The 17004-nt window shown below is 67.2% G+C and carries 18 protein-coding genes; 10 read left to right on the top strand and 8 right to left on the bottom strand.

Annotated elements, in window-relative coordinates; translation table 11 throughout:
* Positions 1-1594 (bottom strand): glycosyl hydrolase family 28-related protein (locus ABWP84_RS02375; RefSeq protein WP_353210391.1); only part of this gene is annotated, 1594 nt, incomplete at its 3' end.
* 43 nt (positions 1595-1637) lie between these two features.
* Positions 1638-2291 (bottom strand): hypothetical protein, encoded by a 654-nt coding sequence (locus tag ABWP84_RS02370; protein ID WP_353210390.1) that lies wholly within the window; start codon positions 2289-2291, stop codon positions 1638-1640.
* A 290-nt stretch (positions 2292-2581) separates the two neighbouring features.
* Between ABWP84_RS02370 and ABWP84_RS02365 the strand changes: the two genes are divergently transcribed.
* Genes ABWP84_RS02365 through ABWP84_RS02350 form a run of 4 tightly spaced genes read left to right on the top strand, consistent with a single transcriptional unit; the run spans position 2582 to position 6262 of the window.
* Positions 2582-3703: an extracellular solute-binding protein gene (locus ABWP84_RS02365; RefSeq protein WP_353210389.1), complete on the top strand. Its 1122-nt coding sequence runs from the start codon at positions 2582-2584 to the stop codon at positions 3701-3703.
* A complete protein-coding gene (locus tag ABWP84_RS02360; RefSeq protein ID WP_353210388.1) occupies positions 3700-4647 on the top strand; it encodes an ABC transporter ATP-binding protein in 948 nt (315 codons plus the stop codon). The genes ABWP84_RS02365 and ABWP84_RS02360 overlap by 4 nt, the downstream gene beginning before the upstream one ends.
* Positions 4644-5477 carry an ABC transporter permease gene (locus ABWP84_RS02355; RefSeq protein WP_353210387.1) on the top strand — a complete coding sequence of 278 codons (834 nt, stop codon included), beginning with the start codon at positions 4644-4646 and terminating at the stop codon, positions 5475-5477. Before ABWP84_RS02360 ends, ABWP84_RS02355 begins: the two co-directional genes overlap by 4 nt.
* On the top strand, positions 5477-6262 hold the full coding sequence (locus ABWP84_RS02350) for an ABC transporter permease subunit (RefSeq protein ID WP_353210386.1): 786 nt from the start codon (positions 5477-5479) through the stop codon (positions 6260-6262). The genes ABWP84_RS02355 and ABWP84_RS02350 overlap by 1 nt, the downstream gene beginning before the upstream one ends.
* A gap of 76 nt (positions 6263-6338) precedes the next feature.
* On the opposite strand, the gene ABWP84_RS02345 is transcribed toward ABWP84_RS02350, so the two are convergent.
* Positions 6339-7232 (bottom strand): LysR family transcriptional regulator, encoded by an 894-nt coding sequence (locus ABWP84_RS02345; protein WP_353210385.1) that lies wholly within the window; start codon positions 7230-7232, stop codon positions 6339-6341.
* On the bottom strand, positions 7232-8194 hold the full coding sequence (gene trxB / locus ABWP84_RS02340; RefSeq protein WP_353210384.1) for a thioredoxin-disulfide reductase: 963 nt from the start codon (positions 8192-8194) through the stop codon (positions 7232-7234). The genes ABWP84_RS02345 and trxB overlap by 1 nt, the downstream gene beginning before the upstream one ends.
* 168 nt (positions 8195-8362) lie before the next feature.
* Here trxB and ABWP84_RS02335 point away from each other — a divergent pair, with 168 nt between their 5' ends.
* Entirely contained in the window at positions 8363-8845 is a 483-nt protein-coding gene (locus ABWP84_RS02335; protein ID WP_353210383.1) for an Lrp/AsnC family transcriptional regulator, read from the top strand.
* Here the strand turns inward: ABWP84_RS02335 and ABWP84_RS02330 are convergent.
* Positions 8829-9848, bottom strand: coding sequence for an enoyl-CoA hydratase/isomerase family protein (locus ABWP84_RS02330; RefSeq protein ID WP_353210382.1), 1020 nt, complete (start codon positions 9846-9848; stop codon positions 8829-8831). The two genes, ABWP84_RS02335 and ABWP84_RS02330, sit on opposite strands and share 17 nt — an antisense overlap.
* Positions 9849-10027: 179 nt before the next feature.
* On the opposite strand from ABWP84_RS02330, the gene ABWP84_RS02325 reads away from it, so the two are divergent.
* Positions 10028-10705, top strand: coding sequence for a superoxide dismutase (locus ABWP84_RS02325; RefSeq protein ID WP_353210456.1), 678 nt, complete (start codon positions 10028-10030; stop codon positions 10703-10705).
* Between the two features lie 19 nt (positions 10706-10724).
* Here ABWP84_RS02325 and ABWP84_RS02320 read toward each other — a convergent pair whose 3' ends face one another.
* Positions 10725-11123, bottom strand: a complete 399-nt coding sequence (locus tag ABWP84_RS02320) for a hypothetical protein (RefSeq protein ID WP_353210381.1) — start codon at positions 11121-11123, stop codon at positions 10725-10727.
* A gap of 2 nt (positions 11124-11125) precedes the next feature.
* The gene (locus ABWP84_RS02315) at positions 11126-12106 is read right to left on the bottom strand and encodes an adenosine kinase (protein WP_353210380.1); all 981 of its coding nucleotides are present in this window, start codon (positions 12104-12106) and stop codon (positions 11126-11128) included.
* A 363-nt stretch (positions 12107-12469) separates the two neighbouring features.
* Between ABWP84_RS02315 and ABWP84_RS02310 the strand changes: the two genes are divergently transcribed.
* The 4 genes from ABWP84_RS02310 to ABWP84_RS02295 all read left to right on the top strand — a co-directional run bounded on the left by ABWP84_RS02310 (position 12470) and on the right by ABWP84_RS02295 (position 15890).
* Positions 12470-12970 (top strand): polymer-forming cytoskeletal protein, encoded by a 501-nt coding sequence (locus ABWP84_RS02310; RefSeq protein WP_353210379.1) that lies wholly within the window; start codon positions 12470-12472, stop codon positions 12968-12970.
* Between the two features lie 94 nt (positions 12971-13064).
* On the top strand, positions 13065-13592 hold the full coding sequence (locus tag ABWP84_RS02305; RefSeq protein ID WP_353210378.1) for a hypothetical protein: 528 nt from the start codon (positions 13065-13067) through the stop codon (positions 13590-13592).
* Positions 13593-13620: 28 nt separating this feature from the next.
* Positions 13621-14532 carry an AEC family transporter gene (locus ABWP84_RS02300; RefSeq protein ID WP_353210377.1) on the top strand — a complete coding sequence of 304 codons (912 nt, stop codon included), beginning with the start codon at positions 13621-13623 and terminating at the stop codon, positions 14530-14532.
* A 113-nt stretch (positions 14533-14645) separates the two neighbouring features.
* Positions 14646-15890, top strand: a complete 1245-nt coding sequence (locus ABWP84_RS02295; protein WP_353210376.1) for a D-amino acid dehydrogenase — start codon at positions 14646-14648, stop codon at positions 15888-15890.
* On the opposite strand, the gene ABWP84_RS02290 is transcribed toward ABWP84_RS02295, so the two are convergent.
* The gene (locus ABWP84_RS02290; RefSeq protein ID WP_353210375.1) at positions 15882-16958 is read right to left on the bottom strand and encodes an alpha/beta fold hydrolase; all 1077 of its coding nucleotides are present in this window, start codon (positions 16956-16958) and stop codon (positions 15882-15884) included. The genes ABWP84_RS02295 and ABWP84_RS02290 overlap by 9 nt on opposite strands.
* Positions 16959-17004: the final 46 nt, after the last annotated feature.

Raw genomic sequence — 17004 nt, 5'->3', positions numbered from 1 at the left:
TGCCGCCGCCTTTGGTCTGCAACTGCATGCCGATATTGCTGTCGGAGCCAGTGGCGGACAGTGTGGGCGTCGCGCTGGCAGCCGCGCCATTGACCGAGAGGCGGTTGACGGCGCCGGTGATGGCGTTGACCTCCAGCCCATGCGAGCCAAAGGCGCCGCCCAGCGTCACCGCGCTGCCCTGGCCGAGGCGCAGCATCTCGCTGCCATTGGCAGACATGGCCAGTGCCGTGGCCGAAGGCGCCCAAAGCCCGCTATTAGACTGCCCGATGCCCAGGCCCGGCGCGGCCAGGCTGCCGGAAGGCGCGCGCATCTGCACCACGGCATTGCCGTCGGTGTTGTGCAGCAGCCCGGCATGGCTGCCTTCCAGCAACGGCAGGCTGCCCAGGATCACGGTATTGGGCATGCCCGAGCCAGAATTGGCCAGCTGGATCGCGCCTGAGCCATTGTTGCGGGTGTTGTAGCGCACTGCGCGGAGCGCAAAGATGTCGAGCCGGTTGTTGATGCCGCTCACCCGGATGGCATTATCCTCAACGGCATCGATGCGCAGATTGCCGATCTGCAGCCGGCAATTATCGGAACTGATCAGGATGCCGCTCGATCCGCTGAGCGATGCCCCGCTGCCAGCCCAACCCTCGCCCTGGGTGGTGAGATTGGCGATCAGCCCATCCACCCCATAGCTGTCGATCAGCACGCCGTATTTGCAGAAATCGGCATAGGCGGAGTTGATGTAGAACTTGGTCGTCCAGCCACTGGCGGATTGGCTGAAGCGGAACATGCTGCGATAGCCCAGCGCGAAGGCCTGATCGATGAAGGGGCCATCGGCGCGCTTGGACACCAGCGCATCGCCCTGCGCCTGCTGGTAGTTCATGACATTGGTATCGGCGCTCCAGAACGGCCAGAAGTGGATATTGCTTATACGCGGCACATCAAGCGCTGCATCCACCTCGATGCCGCTGGTGAAGACCTGGCCGCGAATGCGCCGGAAATCCGTGCGGCCGGAATTATAGCAGAAAATGCCGCGGGTGATGGCGCAGAGGAAGATGTTTTCGAAATCCACCCCGCCCTGGCAGTCCTGGATGCGGACGAACCAGTCATAGTTCACCGGGGACCAGCTGGCGGTGAAGTTGTTGCTTTGCGCCTGCGTCAGCGCGATATCTCGCATCACCGAGCCGCGGGCAGCCAGCCCGGTGAAGGTGATGGGGGTGAAGCCGGTCTGGTCCACCGACAGCCAGGTGCCATCGCCCGGGCCCGGCCCCTCGGTGAAGCCGGCACCTTCGAGGCGCACCATCACGCCATCAATGACAATGCCGCTGGCCAGGCGATAGGTCTTGGGGCCGAATTGCACCACGCCGCCACCAGCACCCTTGAGGGCATTGATCGCGGCCTGGATGGCGGGCGCGTCATTGGTGGTGCCATTGCCCACCGCGCCGAAATCACGAACGTGAACGCTGCGCTGGTCATGCACCGTGGTGCGCAGCTGGGCGAGGGTTGCCCGCCTGGTGGTGGGGTTGGCGCCGAGCTGGGTGACGGGTGCGAGATCACTCTCCGACAGCGACGAGGCTGGCGGCAATTGGCTGATGCGAAGATCGCTCATGCAAGGTTTCCATCTTCTGGGGGGCTGCGGGCTGGGGGGGTGCTCAGCGCAGCAGCGCGAAGCCGCTTTCCATCAGGATCATGAAGCCGTTCTCCTGCTGCAGCGTCTCTGCGCCCGGCGCCACGGAGAAGCTGCGCGACACCGCAGCCAAGCTCGGATCGAGGGCATCTTCGATGCGGATGCGGTAGCCGCTGCCGATGGGCGGCGCGGCCACGGCGGTGGTGGCGAAGCCCCCGGTCACGGTCACGATCTGGCTGGGCACAATCGTCTGGCCCGCTGCATTGCGCACGCTGACCACGACCTGGCTGATCGGGCCATGGATCTGGGCCGAAACCGGTATGGTTGTGCCGGCAATGAAGCCTGCGACCAGCGGTGCCAGCACGATGCTGCGCACCACCGCGCCCACCGCCTGGGTGATGGAGAAGCGCTGCGCCGCGCTGCGGACGGCGGCGAGAGGGGTGGCAGCGCCATCGAGCGTCACCCCTGGGCCAAAACCCGGGCCCGCGCGCAGCGGCAGCATGGCCAGCGCATCGGCCGCTTGAAGGAACATGATGTCGCCCGGTTTGAACTGCGAGGCCACGGCAGCGAAGTAGCCGGTGGCGGCGACATCGGCGCGCAGGTCGGATGTGACATAGCGCCACATCGAGAAGCCACTGGTTTGGATAAGCGGCGTGAGGCCGGAGGCGGCGAATGGCATGGGCGGTTCTCCTGTGCGGGGGGCTGGACGCGCGGCGACACGGCGCGGCGAAGCGCCGGACCGGGGCCTTGAGGCAATGGGATTGAACGGAATGGGCAGTGGCCCCCGCGGCACGGGCGGCGGAGGGCGTTTAGGCGCGGGCGCAATTCACCCGTTGGCGAGGATGGAATAGCAATAAAATCCATAGAATGTCAAGCATAAAATCCCCGACAATGGCGAAGGCTTGACGCCAGGCCGCCCTGCCGGGACAGCTTGCGCCGGCCCATGGCCGCCGTTGCGAAGGATCCTGCATGCCAGCTGCCCGACCTGACCTCAGACGGTTTTTCCAGGTGCTGCCGATTGGCCTGCTATTGGCTTTTGCGGCCGCGCTGCCGCTGCGGGCACAGCCGGTGCTCAACGTCTTCAACTGGGCCGACTACATCGACCCAGCCGCCCTGGAGCGTTTCCAGCGCGAGAGCGGCATTCGTGTGCGTTACGATGTCTATGACAGTCTGGAGACGCTGGAGGGCCGCCTCTCCGCCGGTCGGTCGGGCTTTGATATCGTGGTGCCCACCTCGGAGCCGAGTTTTGCCCGGCTGGTGCGCGCCGGCGCCTTGCGGCCGCTGGAGACAGCCCGCTTGCCCAATCTCGCCCAACTCGACCAGGCGCTGATGGCGCGCGTGGCGCAGGTTGATCCGGGCAACCGCCATGGGGTGATCTATCTCTGGGGCACGGTGGGGCTGGGTATGCGGCAGGACCGCATTCGCGCCCTGGCACCCGATGCGCCCCTCGATTCCCTGGCGCTGTTGCTGAACCCGGAGAATGCCCGCCGCCTGGCGGGCTGCGGCATCGCGGTGATGGACAGCGCGACCGATGTGCTGCCCTCCATCCTGCGCTTCCTCGGCCGCAGCCCGGACAGCGCCGATGCGGCGGATTTGCGTGCCGCCGAGGCGGCGCTGCTGGCCATCCGGCCGCACCTGCGCTCGATTCCAGGCTCGGCAGCGATTGTTGATGCCTTGGCATCTGGGGAAATATGCCTGGCCCTCACCTATTCGGGCGATGTGATCCAGGCGGCGGGGCGGGCGCGAGAGGCTGGCCGGCCCTTCCAGATCACTTATGCAGCCCCGCGAGAGGGCGCCCAGCTTTGGTTCGATATGCTGGCCATCCCCGCCGATGCGCCCAATCCTGAGGCTGCTCATGCGTTTATCGATTTCCTGTTGCGGCCGGATGTGATGGCGGGCATTACCAATCAGGTGCGTTACCCCAATGCCGTACCCGCCTCGCGCCCCTTGCTGCGGCCGGAGGTGGCGGAGGACCCATCGATCTACCCCTCCGCCGAGGCCTTTTCGCGCGCCTTCCTGGCTGGAACGCCGGCCCCGGCGGCCGAGCGTGTGCGGGCGCGGCTTTGGGCCCGCTTCAAGGCCGGCCGGTGAGCCTGCAGGTTGAAGCGCTGGCCAAGCGGTTCGGCGCAACGCGTGCGCTGGACGGGCTGGAGCTTGCGGTGCGCGAGGGCGAGTTCCTGGCACTGCTGGGCGGTTCAGGCTCAGGAAAATCGACGCTGTTGCGGCTGGTAGCGGGTTTTGAGGCGCCCGATGCGGGTAGCATCCGAATCGCCGGGCGGGACATGGCCGGGCTGCCGCCTGCGGCGCGGCCATGCGCCATGATGTTCCAATCCTATGCCCTGTTTCCGCATCTCAGCGTGGCGGAGAATATCGGCTATGGCCTGCGCCGCGCCGGGGTGTTCAGCCAGGCGCGGGTGGAGGAATTGCTGGCGCTGGTGGGGCTTGCGGGCTTTGGCCCCCGCCGCCCGGCACAGCTTTCCGGCGGCCAGCAGCAGCGCGTGGCATTGGCCCGGGCGCTGGCGCGCAAGCCGCCTCTGCTGCTGCTTGATGAGCCACTGGCCGCGCTCGATGCCGGGCTGCGGGCGCAGACCGGGGCGGAGCTGCGCCGCCTGCAGCGCGAGACCGGCACGAGCTTCGTCATGGTCACCCATGACCAGGGCGAGGCGCTGGCCCTGGCCGACCGCATCGCCGTGCTGGCCGATGGGCGCGTGGCGCAGATCGGCCCGCCGCAAGAGGTCTATCACCGCCCCGCCACGCGCTTCGTGGCTGAATTCCTGGGGGCGGCGAATATTCTGCAACGCCCCGGCGCCACCTATGCGCTGCGGCCCGAGCAGTTGCGGCTGGTCGATGGCGAGGGCTTGGCCGCGCGGGTCACCGGCATAGTCTTTCGTGGTGAGGGCTGGATGGTGGAATGCCTGGCCGATGGCGGCCAGCCTTTGCGGGTGAGCCTGCCCGCTGGCGCCATCCCGCCCGTGCTCGATGCCGCTGTGATGCTGGGCTGGGATGACGCCGCGCTGGTGCGGCTGGGTGCATGATCCGCGCGCTGGCCTCGGCCTGGCTGGGCCTTTTGGTGATGGCGCCGCTGCTGGTGGTGGCGGCGATAGCCTTCGCCGTGCCGGATCAGGGCCTGCCGCCATTTCGCTTGCCCATCATCGAAGGCCGATGGGAGGGCGGCAATGAATCCTGGGGCGTGCTGACCGCGGATGATTTTTATCTGGCAGCCCTGCTGCGCTCGCTGGTCGTGGCCAGCGCCACCGCCGGGCTATGCTTGGCGCTGGCCTATCCCATGGCTTTGGGCATTCTGCGCCTGGCGCCGGCCCGCCGGCCATTGGTGCTGGCGCTGGTGGTATTGCCGCTGTGCATCGGCTTCGTGCTGCGCATGGCGGCATGGGTGGGGCTGTTGCGCGACAGTGGGTTGGTCAATCAGGCGTTGCTCGCCATGGGCGTGATCAGCGCGCCGGTGCCATTATTGTACAGCAGCACCGGGCTGCTGATGGGCATGGTGCATAGCTATCTGCCTTTCGCGCTGCTGCCGCTTTATGCGGCGCTGGCGGCGCGGGATATGCGGCTGGAGGAAGCGGCGGCGGATCTTGGCGCTGGCCCTTTCACGGTGTTTCGCAGCATCACCCTGCCGGGCAGCGCGGCGGCTGCCGGTGCGGCGTTTTTGCTGGTGTTCATTCCGGCCGCTGGGGAGTTCGTCATACCAGCCCTGCTCGGCGCGCCGGATGCGCTGCTGGCCGGCGGGGCGATCTGGCAGGAATTCTTCACCGCTCGGGATTGGCCGCTGGCCGCGGCGGCGTCGATGGCGCTGCTGGCGGTTTTGCTGCCGCCCTTGGCTCTCTGGCAGCGTCTGGGGCGGCGCTGATGAGCCGGGTGGTGCTCTGGCTGGGGCTTGGCTTTCTCTGGGCGCCGGTGCTGCTGATGGCGGGTTTTGCCTTTTCCGATGCGCGGCAGCCTTTCGTCTGGGGCGGCTTTTCCTGGCGGTGGTTCGTGGCCCTGGCCGGCAATGCGAGGCTGTTGGAGGCCGCTTCACTCTCTGTGCTGGTGGCGGGTGGCGCTGCGACGCTGGCGATGCTGGCTGGCGGTGCGATGGGTTGGGTGCTGGCGCGGCAGGGGGCATTTCGCGGCCGCGCGGTGTTTGGCGCCCTGGCGGCCGCGCCGCTGGTGCTGCCCGAGGTGGTGAGCGGCCTTGCGCTGCTGCTGCTCTTCGTGGCGCTGGAACGGCTAACCGGCTGGCCCCAGGGCAGGGGAGTGCTCACCCTTTTGCTGGCCCATGCCAGCCTTGGTGCCGCCTATGTGGCGGTGGTGGTGCAGGGCCGGCTGGCCTCGATGGGCCCGCTTCTAGAAGACGCGGCAGCGGATCTCGGCGCCAATGCCGCCACGGTGTTTCGCACCATCACCTTGCCATTGATCGCCCCTTCGCTGGCAGCGGGCTGGGGTTTGGCGTTTTTGCTCTCCTTCGATGATGTGGTCTTGGCGAGCTTCACCAGCGGGCCGGGGGCGACCACCCTGCCGCTGCTGCTGTTCAGCCAGCTGCGCATGGGCGCCACGCCAGAGGCGCATGCCCTGGCGGTTGTCATGCTGGGGCTGGCGGTTGCAGGGCTTTGCCTTTGGCAAATCTGTCTACGGTCAAAAAACCGGGTATCGTGAGGCTTGTTATCGGTGGCCGTGGCGCCTGTGGTTGAGGCAAGTTCACGCCCCCTCCATGCACCTGTGCCAGTGGCGCTCAGACGGTGCTATTGGCCAGTTCAGCCACTAGAAAATCGCGGAACACCGCCACCCGCTTCGAATTGCGCATCTCCTCGGGATAGACGAAATACGCATTCACCCTGGGTGGCTTGAGGTCCGGCAGCACCTGCACCAGCCCCGCGAGATCGGTGCCGATATAATCCGGCAAAGCGGCGAGGCCGAGGCCCGATTGCACCGCGCGCAGCATGCCGGTTAGACTATTCACCTCCACAGCGGCGCGGCGGGGGCTGCCATTGCGGCGGCCCACCTCGGCGAGCCAATTGATTTCTTCGACCGGTGGCCGGTAGTCGCCCCAGACCACCAGGCGATGCGCGTCAAGATCCTCCGCCCGCGTGGGCATTCCATGCTGCTTGAGATACTCGACCGAGCCGTAAACCTTCCAGCCGAAGCTGGCGATATGGCGCTGGACCAGATCGGGCTGCTTGGGCGGATGCATGCGAATCGCGACATCGGCCTCGCGCATCGCCAGATCAAGATCGGCATCATCGAGCAGGACCGAGACGCTGACCTCGGGATGCAGTTCGAGGAAGCGGTGCAGCCGCGGCGCCAGCCATGCGCTGCCAAAGCCAGTGGTGGTGGTGATCTTCAGCCGCCCCGCCGCGCGCTCCCGCCCCTCGGTCAGCAGCGCCTCGGTCATGGCCAGCTTGGCAAAGACATCACGCACCGTGCGGTTCAGCGTCTCGCCACTCTCGGTGAGGATGAGCCCGCGCGCATGGCGGTGGAACAGCGGCACGGAGAGCGATTCCTCCAGCGCCTGAATCTGCCGCGATACGGCGGATTGGCTGAGGTTCAGGCTCTCCCCCGCATGGGTGAAGGAGCCGGCTTCGGCCACGGCGTGAAACACCCGCAGCTTGTCCCAATCGAGCGGCATTATGCAGCCTGTCTTTCGGCGCTATGGGTCGCGGCCAGGAAGCGCTCTGCATCGAGTGCTGCCATGCAACCGGTGCCCGCCGCGGTCACCGCCTGGCGGTAGATATGATCCTGCACATCGCCGGCGGCGAAGACACCGGGCACCGATGTGCGGGTGCTGCCGGGCTCGGTGATGATGTAGCCGCCCTCATCCATCGCCACCTGGCCTTTGAAGATGGCCGTGGCAGGGTCGTGGCCAATGGCGACGAACATGCCATCAATGGCCATCTCGCTGATGGCGCCGGTGCGGGTATTGCGCAGCTTCAATGCGCGCAGGGCCGGGCGTTTGCCGTCATCGGGCAGGGCTTCCTCTACCGCGGTGTCCCATAGGCAGGTGATGTTCTCCTTGGCGAAGAGGCGCTGCTGTAGGATTTTTTCGCTCTTGAGGCTGTCCCGCCGATGGATGAGGGTAACATGGGCGGCGAGGTTGGACAGGTAGAGTGCCTCCTCAGTGGCGGAATTGCCGCCGCCAATTACGGCCACCTTCTTGCCGCGAAAGAAGAACCCATCACAGGTGGCGCAGGCCGAGACCCCAAAGCCCGACAGCGCCTGCTCGCCCGGAATGCCAAGCCAGCGCGCCTGCGCGCCGGTGGCAATCACCACGGTCTGGGCCATGAATACATCGCCGCTATCGGCCTCGCATCGGAAGGGCCGGCTGGAGCAATCGACCGAGGTGATCACGTCATGGAACATGCTGGTGCCCACATGCTCGGCCTGCGCGCGCATCTGCTCCATCAGCCAGGGGCCCTGAATGGCATCGGCAAAGCCTGGGTAGTTTTCCACATCGGTCGTGATGGTGAGCTGCCCGCCAGGCTGCATGCCGGCCACCAGCATGGGGCTCATGCTCGCACGCGCCGCATAGATGGCAGCCGTATAGCCGGCCGGGCCGGCGCCGATCACGAGTAGCGGCGTGGAATGCATCATGGGCACGGGCGAATCCAATATAACGGGTCGTTCATGCATGATATTCGGTTCGCCCACCCCCCGCTGCAAGATAGGAAATGGTCTTTACGCCGCATTGGCTTGATGTGCCTTACATAAGACAGGATATTGCGCGTACACGCGCCCAGGCGCAACGAAATACGGAACACGATGCCAGACGCCACCGAAGACGAGCTCGATGATGTAGACCGCCATATCCTGGCCGAGTTGCAGCGTGATGGCCGCATCACCAATGTCGAATTGGCGCGCCGGGTTGGCCTTTCGGCGCCGCCCTGCCTGCGCCGGATGCGCCGTTTGGAGGAGTTGGGCATCATCCGCGGCTACCACGCCGATGTGGCGCCCGAGCCTTTGGGCTTTGAGATCACCTTCTTCGCCCTGGTCGGGCTGGAGACCCAGAAGCAGGCGATGCTCGATGGCTTCGAGGCGCTGGTGAATGCCTGGCCCGAGGTGCGCGAATGCCACATGATTCGCGGCGGCGGCGATTTCCTGCTCCGCCTGGTGGCGCGCGACACCGCGCATGAAAATGAACTGACCGGCCGTCTGACCGGCGCATCCATGGTGGCGCGGGTGATGACCTTGCAGACCATCCGCACCGCCAAGGATGAAAAGGGCGTGCCTATCCCGCGCGGCTGAACATGGCCGTGATGGCGGCGGGGTCCACCTGCTCGAGTGTTGCGGGCTGCCAGTTTGCGGTGCTGCCCTTATCCACCAGAACGCTGCGCACGCCCTCGCAGAAATCGGGGTGGCCATGCACCACGCTGCCGGTCAGCACCAGTTCCTCATCGAGGCATTGGCGCAGGTTCATGCCGGCGCCACGGCGCAGCAACTCCAGCGATACGCAAAGGCTGGTGGGGGACATTTTGCGCAGCGTGGCCACCTGTTGCATGGCCCAATCGCTGCCATCGGCTTCCAGCGCCGCAATAATGGCCAGCACGCTCGGCTGGCTGAAGGCATGGTCGATCAGGGCGCGATGGACAGCGAAGCTGCCCGCTGGCGGGCTCTCGGCGAATTGCGCCAGCACCGCGACATCGCCGCTTTCCACCAGCGCCGCGCGCAGGGCGGCAAGCTTCGCAGCCGGCACATAGTGTGTGGCAAGCCCCGCATGCACCGCATCCGCGCCGCGCAGCCGCGCTCCGGTGAGTGCCAGCCAATGGCCAATGGCGCCCGGCAGCCGGGGCAGCACATGGCTGGTGCCGACATCGGGGAAAAGGGCGATGGCCGTCTCGGGCATTGCCAGCAGGGCATTCTCGGTCACCACCTGCGGGCCATGATGGACGGCCAGGCCAATCCCACCGCCCATGCAGACGCCATCGATCAGCGACACCCATGGCTTGCCGAAATTGGCGATGCCCTCATTCACCGCATATTCCTCGGTGAAAAAGGCAGCGACCGGCGCGCGGTCACCGGCGAGTGCGGCCTCACGCACGGCCCGCACATCGCCGCCGGCACAAAAGGCGCGGCCGCCCGCCCCCTCCAGCAGCACGAGTTTCACCGCCGGGTCGGCCTTCCAACTGTCCAGCGCATGCTGGAAATCGCGGATCATCTCCAGCGTCAGCGCATTGAGCGCCTTGACGCGGTTCATCAGCAGCGTTCCGGCCGCGCCCTCGCGCGCCATGATCAGGTTGGGTTCGGACATGCGGCGTTTCTCCTCGCTTCGCCTCGCGGTTAACACCAAGCCCGCCGGGCTGAAACCCGGCCATCCTGATGCGCCGCATCATCGGCCCCTTTTGTGTTATCACCCCGCCTCACATTGGAGCACGCACCATGTCGCAAATCTCGCGCCGCAGCCTGATGCTGGGCGCTGCGGGCCTGGCCATGCTGGCTGCCGCCGCTCCGCGCCGGGTCTGGGCGCAGCCTGCCGCCAGCGGGCCGCATAGCCTCCCTGCATTGCCCTATGGCTTCAATGCCAATGAGGCGGCGATCGACGCGATGACCATGGAACTGCATCATGGCCGCCACCACGCCGCCCAGGTGGCCGGGCTGAATGCGGCGCTGAACGGCAAGGCCGCGCTCTCCGCCCTGCCATTGGATGAGTTGCTGATGGATCTCGGCCGCGCGCCCGAGGCGATTCGCACGGCGCTGCGCAACAATGGCGGCGGCCATGCCAATCATTCCATGTTCTGGGCCATCATGGGCGGCCAAGATGGTGCGCCCTCGGGCGAGCTGGCCGAGGCCATCACGCGTGATCTGGGCGGGGCAGAAAAATTCCGCGCCGATTTCAATGCAGCCGGTGCCCGCGTCTTCGGCTCGGGCTGGGTTTTCGTCACTGTCACCCCTGCTGGCCAACTCGCCATCACCACCCGGCCGAACCAGGATACCCCGCTGATGGAGGGCATGCGGGTGTTGATGGGCAATGATGTGTGGGAGCACGCCTACTACCTACGCTATCAAAATCGCCGGGCTGACTACCTGAATTCCTGGTGGAACGTGTTGAATTGGCCCGCGATCAATGCGCGCTACGCGGCCGCCCGGGCTGGAACATTGCGGGTCTGACCGCGCAGCTTTGGCCGCGTTACCGCCCGGCTGGGCGGGGGCGGTTGAGTGCGGCCAGCGCTGCCGCAATCTCCTTTCGGGCGAGCACGTTATTCTCCGCCAGGGCGGCGCGGCGGGCATTGCCAATCCGCCCCACAATCCCGCCCTGCACCGGGCTGCCCGCCTGCAGCACGGGGGTGCTGCGGGTCAGCAGGCGGGCCTCTGCCCTTTCCATGAATTCCACCGCCTGGCTGCGGCGATTGGCCCGAATCGCGGTCAACGCGGCGTTGAGCAGGCCGATCACGTCATTAATGCCCGCTGCATCGGCCTCGGCCGCACCGCGATTCTGCTCGGGCACCCAATTGGTGGCGCTTTGCGCCATCGCCATGGCGGGCAGGCCGAGCAGAATGGAGGAGAGGAGAAGAAGCCTGCGCGGCACCCTCAGCCTCCCACCAGGGCTTTCATATCCGCCTGCGGCCTGGCGCCGAAATGGCTGATCACTTCGGCGGCGCAAACGCTGCCCCAGCGGCCGGCCTCGGCCAGGCTCAGCCCCTTGGTATGGGCGGCCAGGAAGCCTGCGGCATAGGCATCGCCCGCGCCTGTGGTGTCCACCACCTGGGTTGGCACTGCCGCCACCTCATATGTGGCATCGCCAGCCACGATCATGCTGCCCTTCTCGCTGCGCGTCAGTGCGGCGATGGCCACCTCGGTACGAACCTGTGCCACGGCGGCGGCGAAATCCTCAGTCTCATACAGGCTCAACAATTCCGCCTCATTGGCGAAGAGAATATCCGTCTCCTCGCGCACGAAGGCGCGGAACGCCGCGCGGTGGCGGCCGACGCAGAAGGCATCGGAGAGCGAGAGCGCCACTTTGCGGCCTGCGGCATGCGCGGCGGAGGCGGCGGCGCGGAAGGCAGCCTGTGCCGCCGGTGGGTCATAGAGGTAACCCTCCAGATAGATGACCTGGGCGCGGGCGACCTCGGCCGGGTCCACGTCATCCTCACCGAAGGTGACGCAGGCACCGAGAAAAGTGTTCATCGTGCGTTGCGCATCGGGCGAGACGAGGATGAGGCAGCGCGCTGTCGGCGCCCCGCCCAGCAGCGGGGCGGTGGGGAAATGCACCCCGGCCGCGCGGATATCATGGCCGAAAACCTCGCCCAGCCCATCATTGGCAACCTTGCCCAGAAAGCCCACCCGCGCGCCCAGCCCGGCCGCCACGGCACAGCTATTGGCAACCGACCCGCCGCTGCTTTCCACGCCGGGGCCCATCGCTTTGTACAGCGCCTCGGCCTGCTCGGCGTCGATGAGCGCCATGCCGCCCTTGTTCAGGCCGCGCTCGGCCAGAAAGGAATCATCGGCGCGCGACAGCACGTCCACGATGGCGTTGCCTATGCCCAAAATGTCGAGTGTCGCTTGTGTCATGTCGCTATCCTGTTTGCGGGGGCGGCTTAGCCGGGCGGCGCGGACCCGTCCATGCCAGGAATTGACGCGCAAATAGGATCGATATCGAAATATCCTCGCAATCAGGCTGTGGACAATTTTCGGGGATAAGCCGGCCGCGGCAATTGTCGCCCACTCGGCCGGGCGGTAAGGCGTATTCGAACCACGACTGAGTAGAAGGGGGCACCCATGGCCATTTTCGGACGTAAGAAGGACGAGCCGGTGCCATCTGCGGAATCGCAGATGCACGGCGCCGACCGCGATACTGATGTTGCAGTGCCTTCCCGCTCTGCCAGCATGTCCAATCAGCCGTCATCGCCGCCCGCAGTGCCAAAGGAAAATTACATGAGCCAGTCCATGAAGCCTGCCGCAGCCCCTGCGCCGAATGCCCTGGCGCAGCGGCCCACGGGCCCGGCCGCCGGCGTGGGCGTGCCCGCCCGCCCACAGCAGACCGCCCCCATGGTCGGGGATCGCCGCACGCTGACCGTCGGCAAGGGTATCAGCGTTCAGGGCACCCTCAGTGATTGCGAGAGGCTGGTGGTCGAGGGCACGGTGGAGAGCGAGATGCTCAATGCAGCCGAATTGTCGATTGGCGCCACCGGCGTCTTCCGTGGCGAGGTGCAGGTTGAGGATGCTGAGATCGGCGGCCTGTTTGACGGCACGCTGACCGCACGCGGCAATCTGGTCATTCGTGCCACCGGCAAGGTCAATGGTATTGCGCGCTGCAAGCGACTGACCGTGGAGGATGGCGGGCAGCTCACCGGCCGGATGGAAATGCTCACCGAGGGCTCGATGCCGACATCGCCTGCCGCGCCTGCGCCTTCACGCCCCGCTCCGGTCGTCTGAGGCGAGATTCAACCCATGCCGGCCACCGCCGGCACGTTTGAGCCCGGGGGGCGCGCGCGTGGCCCGCAGTCCATTCGCCTGGCTGATTTGGTCAATGGGTACCTTGGGCTGCGCGCCTGCGCCGGATGTGAGTGCAGTGGCCGAACAGGCGCTCGCCGATGGTCGCGCCAGCCTGGCCGTTCTGTCGGCTTCGCTCCCCCCCGCAGCGCCGAACCCGCGCGAGCCGGCCAGAATCCAGCCGTTGCGCACCGAGAGCATGCCGCCGGCGGGCGAGACCCCTGTCGCCGCCTTCGCCCCGGCTGCGGCGATGCCCAGCCATGCCGCCGCTTTCGCCGGCAGCCCCCCGGAGCGTATTCTGGCCTGGCTGGGCGAGCCGGCGTTGCGCCGCGCCGAAGGGCCGGCCGCCATTTGGCTGTATTCCTCCGCCGGCTGCCAACTCGATGTGATGTTCTACCCTGGCACGGATGGTCTGCGGGTGGCCTATGTGCAGGCCCGCGCCGGCGGCTTCGCTCAGCGCACGGAGGCGGCTTGCCTGCAGGATTTGGCGGCGCAGGCCCGGCGCAGGGCTGTTCCCGCTTCACCGCTGGGCGGGGTTGGCCAGGGCGGTGGCATGCTCGGCTGAGTCCTGTGATATCCTCTCTGGGCCTGAGATGCTGAACGCCTATCTCGACGCTTTCGTCCCTGCCTTTGGCCTCTTGCTGCTGGGGGCCTGGCTGCGCCGCAGCCTGCTGCGGGAGGATGCAGTCTGGGCTGGTATTGAGCGGCTGATCTTCTGGGTGCTGCTGCCCTGCCTGCTGGTGGTGGCGATTGGCGCGGTGGAATTGGGCCGCCTGCCCATTTTTGGCATCATGACGGCGATCTGGGGCAGCCTGGCCATCGGCACCGTGCTCTCCGTGCTGCTCGCCCGCGCCTTTCGCCAGCCGCATATGGCGATGACATCGGTGCTGATGGGCGGCATCCGCTTCAATAACCTTATCGGCTTCGCGATTACCGGTGCGATATTCGGCGGGCCTGGCCTGGCGCTGGGTGGGGTCGCCACCGGCATGATCGTGCCTTTCGTTCAGGCGGTGACGACGACGGCCTTCGCCATGGGCCGCCCCGGGCGGCTGCGGCCCTGGCTGGTGCTGCGGCAGGTCGTGCTGAACCCGCTGATCATCGGCTGTGCGCTTGGCTTTTGCGTCGCGCTGCTGGGCGGGCTGCCGCATGGGCTGGCGCCGCTTGCCCGCAGCCTGGGTCAGGCCTCGGTCGCGCTCGGCCTGCTGGCGGTGGGGGCGGCATTGTCGATTGGCGCCCTGCGGGACCGTTTCGCGCTGCAAATGGCCACCGCCCTGCTCAAGCTGGGCGTCATGCCGGCGCTGACCTGGGCCGGCGCTCACCTGCTGGGGCTCGATGCGCTGTCCACCGCCGTGGCCGTGCTGTTCATGGCCCTGCCGACGGCGGCCACGAGCTATGTCATGGCCCGCGCGATGGGGGGCGATGCGCCGCTGATGGCGGCCATCACCAGCACTGAGCACGCTCTCGCCGTGGTCACCCTGCCGCTCTGGCTGGCACTGGTGATGTAGCGATCAGGCGGCGATCGCGCCGAATTCTCCTTGACCGCCGCCCGCCTGCTTGACCGTTTTGCCGCGACCGTGGTTCATCGCCCCAGGCGCAAAGGCGATCAACAAGGCAGCGAATGCGGATCATTGTACTCGGGGCCGGCGTTGTCGGCCTCGCCACTGCCTATAGCCTGGCGCGCGAGGGCCATAGCGTGACGGTGCTGGAGGGCGAGGTCAAACCGGGCCTTGCCACCAGCCGCGCCAATGGCGGGCAGCTTTCCTACAGCTATGTCGCGCCCTTCGCCGGCGCTGGCGTGATGGGCAAAATCCCCGGCTGGCTGCTCGATGCCGATGGCCCCATGCGCTTCCGGCCCGATTTCACCCGTGCCCAGGCGCTGTGGCTGCTGGCGTTTCTGCGGGCCTGCAATGGAGCCACATCGGCCCGCACCACGGCGGCCCTGCTGCGCCTGGCCTATCTCTCGCGGGACGCGTTGCATGCCCTCCTGGCGCGGGAGGAACTCGAGTTTGCCTTCGCCCGCTCCGGCAAGCTGGTGGTCTATTCGGACCATGCGGGGCTTGAGGGCGCCAAACGGCAAATGGCCACCCAGGCCGCTCTGGGCAGCGAGCAGCACGCCCTCACCGCCGCCGAATGCCTGGCGCTTGAGCCTGCCCTTGGTCATATCAGCAGCCGCCTCGTTGGCGGCATTCATACGCCCAGCGAGGAGGCCGGTGACTGCCATCTCTTCTGCCTGGGTCTCGAGCAGGTGCTGCGCCGCTCGAATTTTGATGTGGCGTTCCACTTTGGCACCCGGGTGACGCAATTGCTGACCGCAGGCGGCCGGGTGGTGGGCGCCGCCACCGCGCAGGGCGTGCATGAGGCCGATGCCTTTGTCCTGGCGCTGGGCAATGGCGCGCGGGCCTTGGCGTCGCCCATTGGCGTGGACCTGCCGATCCAGCCGCTTAAGGGCTATTCCTTCACCCTGCCCATCACCGGCCTCGCGCCCGATATCTCCATCACCGATGTTGCGGCCAAGGTGGTCTATGCCCGGCTGGGGGAAAGTTTGCGGGTGGCTGGCATGGCCGATGTGGTCGGCCTCGATACGCGCTTCGACAATCGTCGGCTCGACACCTTGCTGCGCCAGGCCCGGGCCACCTTCCCCCAGGCCAGCCATTGGCAGGAATTGCGCCCCTGGACCGGCATGCGCCCGGCCACGCCCACCGGCCTGCCCATGCTGGGGCCAACCGCGCGCTGGCCTAACCTGCATCTCAACCTGGGTCAGGGCTCGCTGGGCTTTACCCTGGCCATGGGCAGCGCGGCCATCATCGCCGATCTCATCGCCGGCCGGCCGGCGCCCATCCTCATGGATGGCCTCTCAGCGTAGCCAATCGGCTGCCGCGGCCTCTGCGGCCAGGGGTGCGGCAGGATTGTCCATCCAGGCCAGGATATCCGCCGCAACACGCTGGCGCACCGTATCGCGCAGCAGCAGGTGCCAGCCATCCGGGTAATGCAGGATGCGCTGTTCCGCGCGATGGGGCAGGCCGCGCAACACCCGCCTGGCGAAGCGGCCGGGGATCACCTCATCCCGCCCGCCGGTCAGGATCAGGCTGGGCGCCAGGCAGCAATGGGGCAGGGCGGCCACCGCAGCATCCATGCTGTCCAGCACACCCGCCACCAGGTCGAGCCTGGCCTCATGGATGGTCAGCGGGTCGCGGCCGAAGCGCAGCAGCGCGGCCCGGTTGTCGCTGGCCGCGCGACCACCGGCGATAGCGGGCATCGCCAAGGCCGGCATGGCGGCGACCATGCCATCGAGCAGCAGCGTGGCGATGGCCGGCAAAATGCTACGGCCGAGCACCGCGGGCGCTGAGAGGATATAGCCTTGCACCGGCAGCGCTTGCGTCCCGGCTACGGCGGTGATGGCGCCGCCCATGCTCTCGCCCAGCATGAAAAGCGGCAGGCCCGGGTGCCTCGCCGCGATCAGCCGCGCCGCCGCGCGGGCATCGGCCACCAATGTCTCCACCCCAGGCCAGATGCCGCGATGGCGGGAATAGCCAAAGCCGCGCTGGTCATAGGCATAGACCAGCACGCCGCCGGCATTGAGCAACGGCGCGCCTTCGATAAGGGAATTGCCGCCATGATCGCCAAAGCCATGCAGCACCAGCAGCACGGCGCGGGGCGGGCCCTCCGGCCGCCAGACCCGCAAGGCGAGGGCCGTGCCATCCTCCATCATCAGCGCCTCAGCCGGTGCGGGGCCGGCGGGCAGGAGCGGTGGCGGTGGCGGCACCAGGGCCCAGTGGCTCAGGCGCTCTATCGGTGGCGGTGGGGTGAAGGCCTCGATCGCGGCATCCCGCGTGCTCGGCCCGGCTGGAATGATTTGGCGCGCGCAGCCTGACAGCAGCAATGCCACAAGCAGCCATGGCGGGAGGCGACGAAATATGCGGGAGGGGAACATCACCTTGCGATATGGGGTGCCCGGCCCATGGTCCAGCCCCGCAGTT

It is taken from the genome of Rhodovarius sp. (genome assembly GCF_040399605.1).
GTDB classification, from domain to species: domain Bacteria; phylum Pseudomonadota; class Alphaproteobacteria; order Acetobacterales; family Acetobacteraceae; genus Rhodovarius; species Rhodovarius crocodyli_A.
Note: the sequence above shows the minus strand (reverse complement) of the source record. Positions and strands in the feature narration are given on the sequence as shown.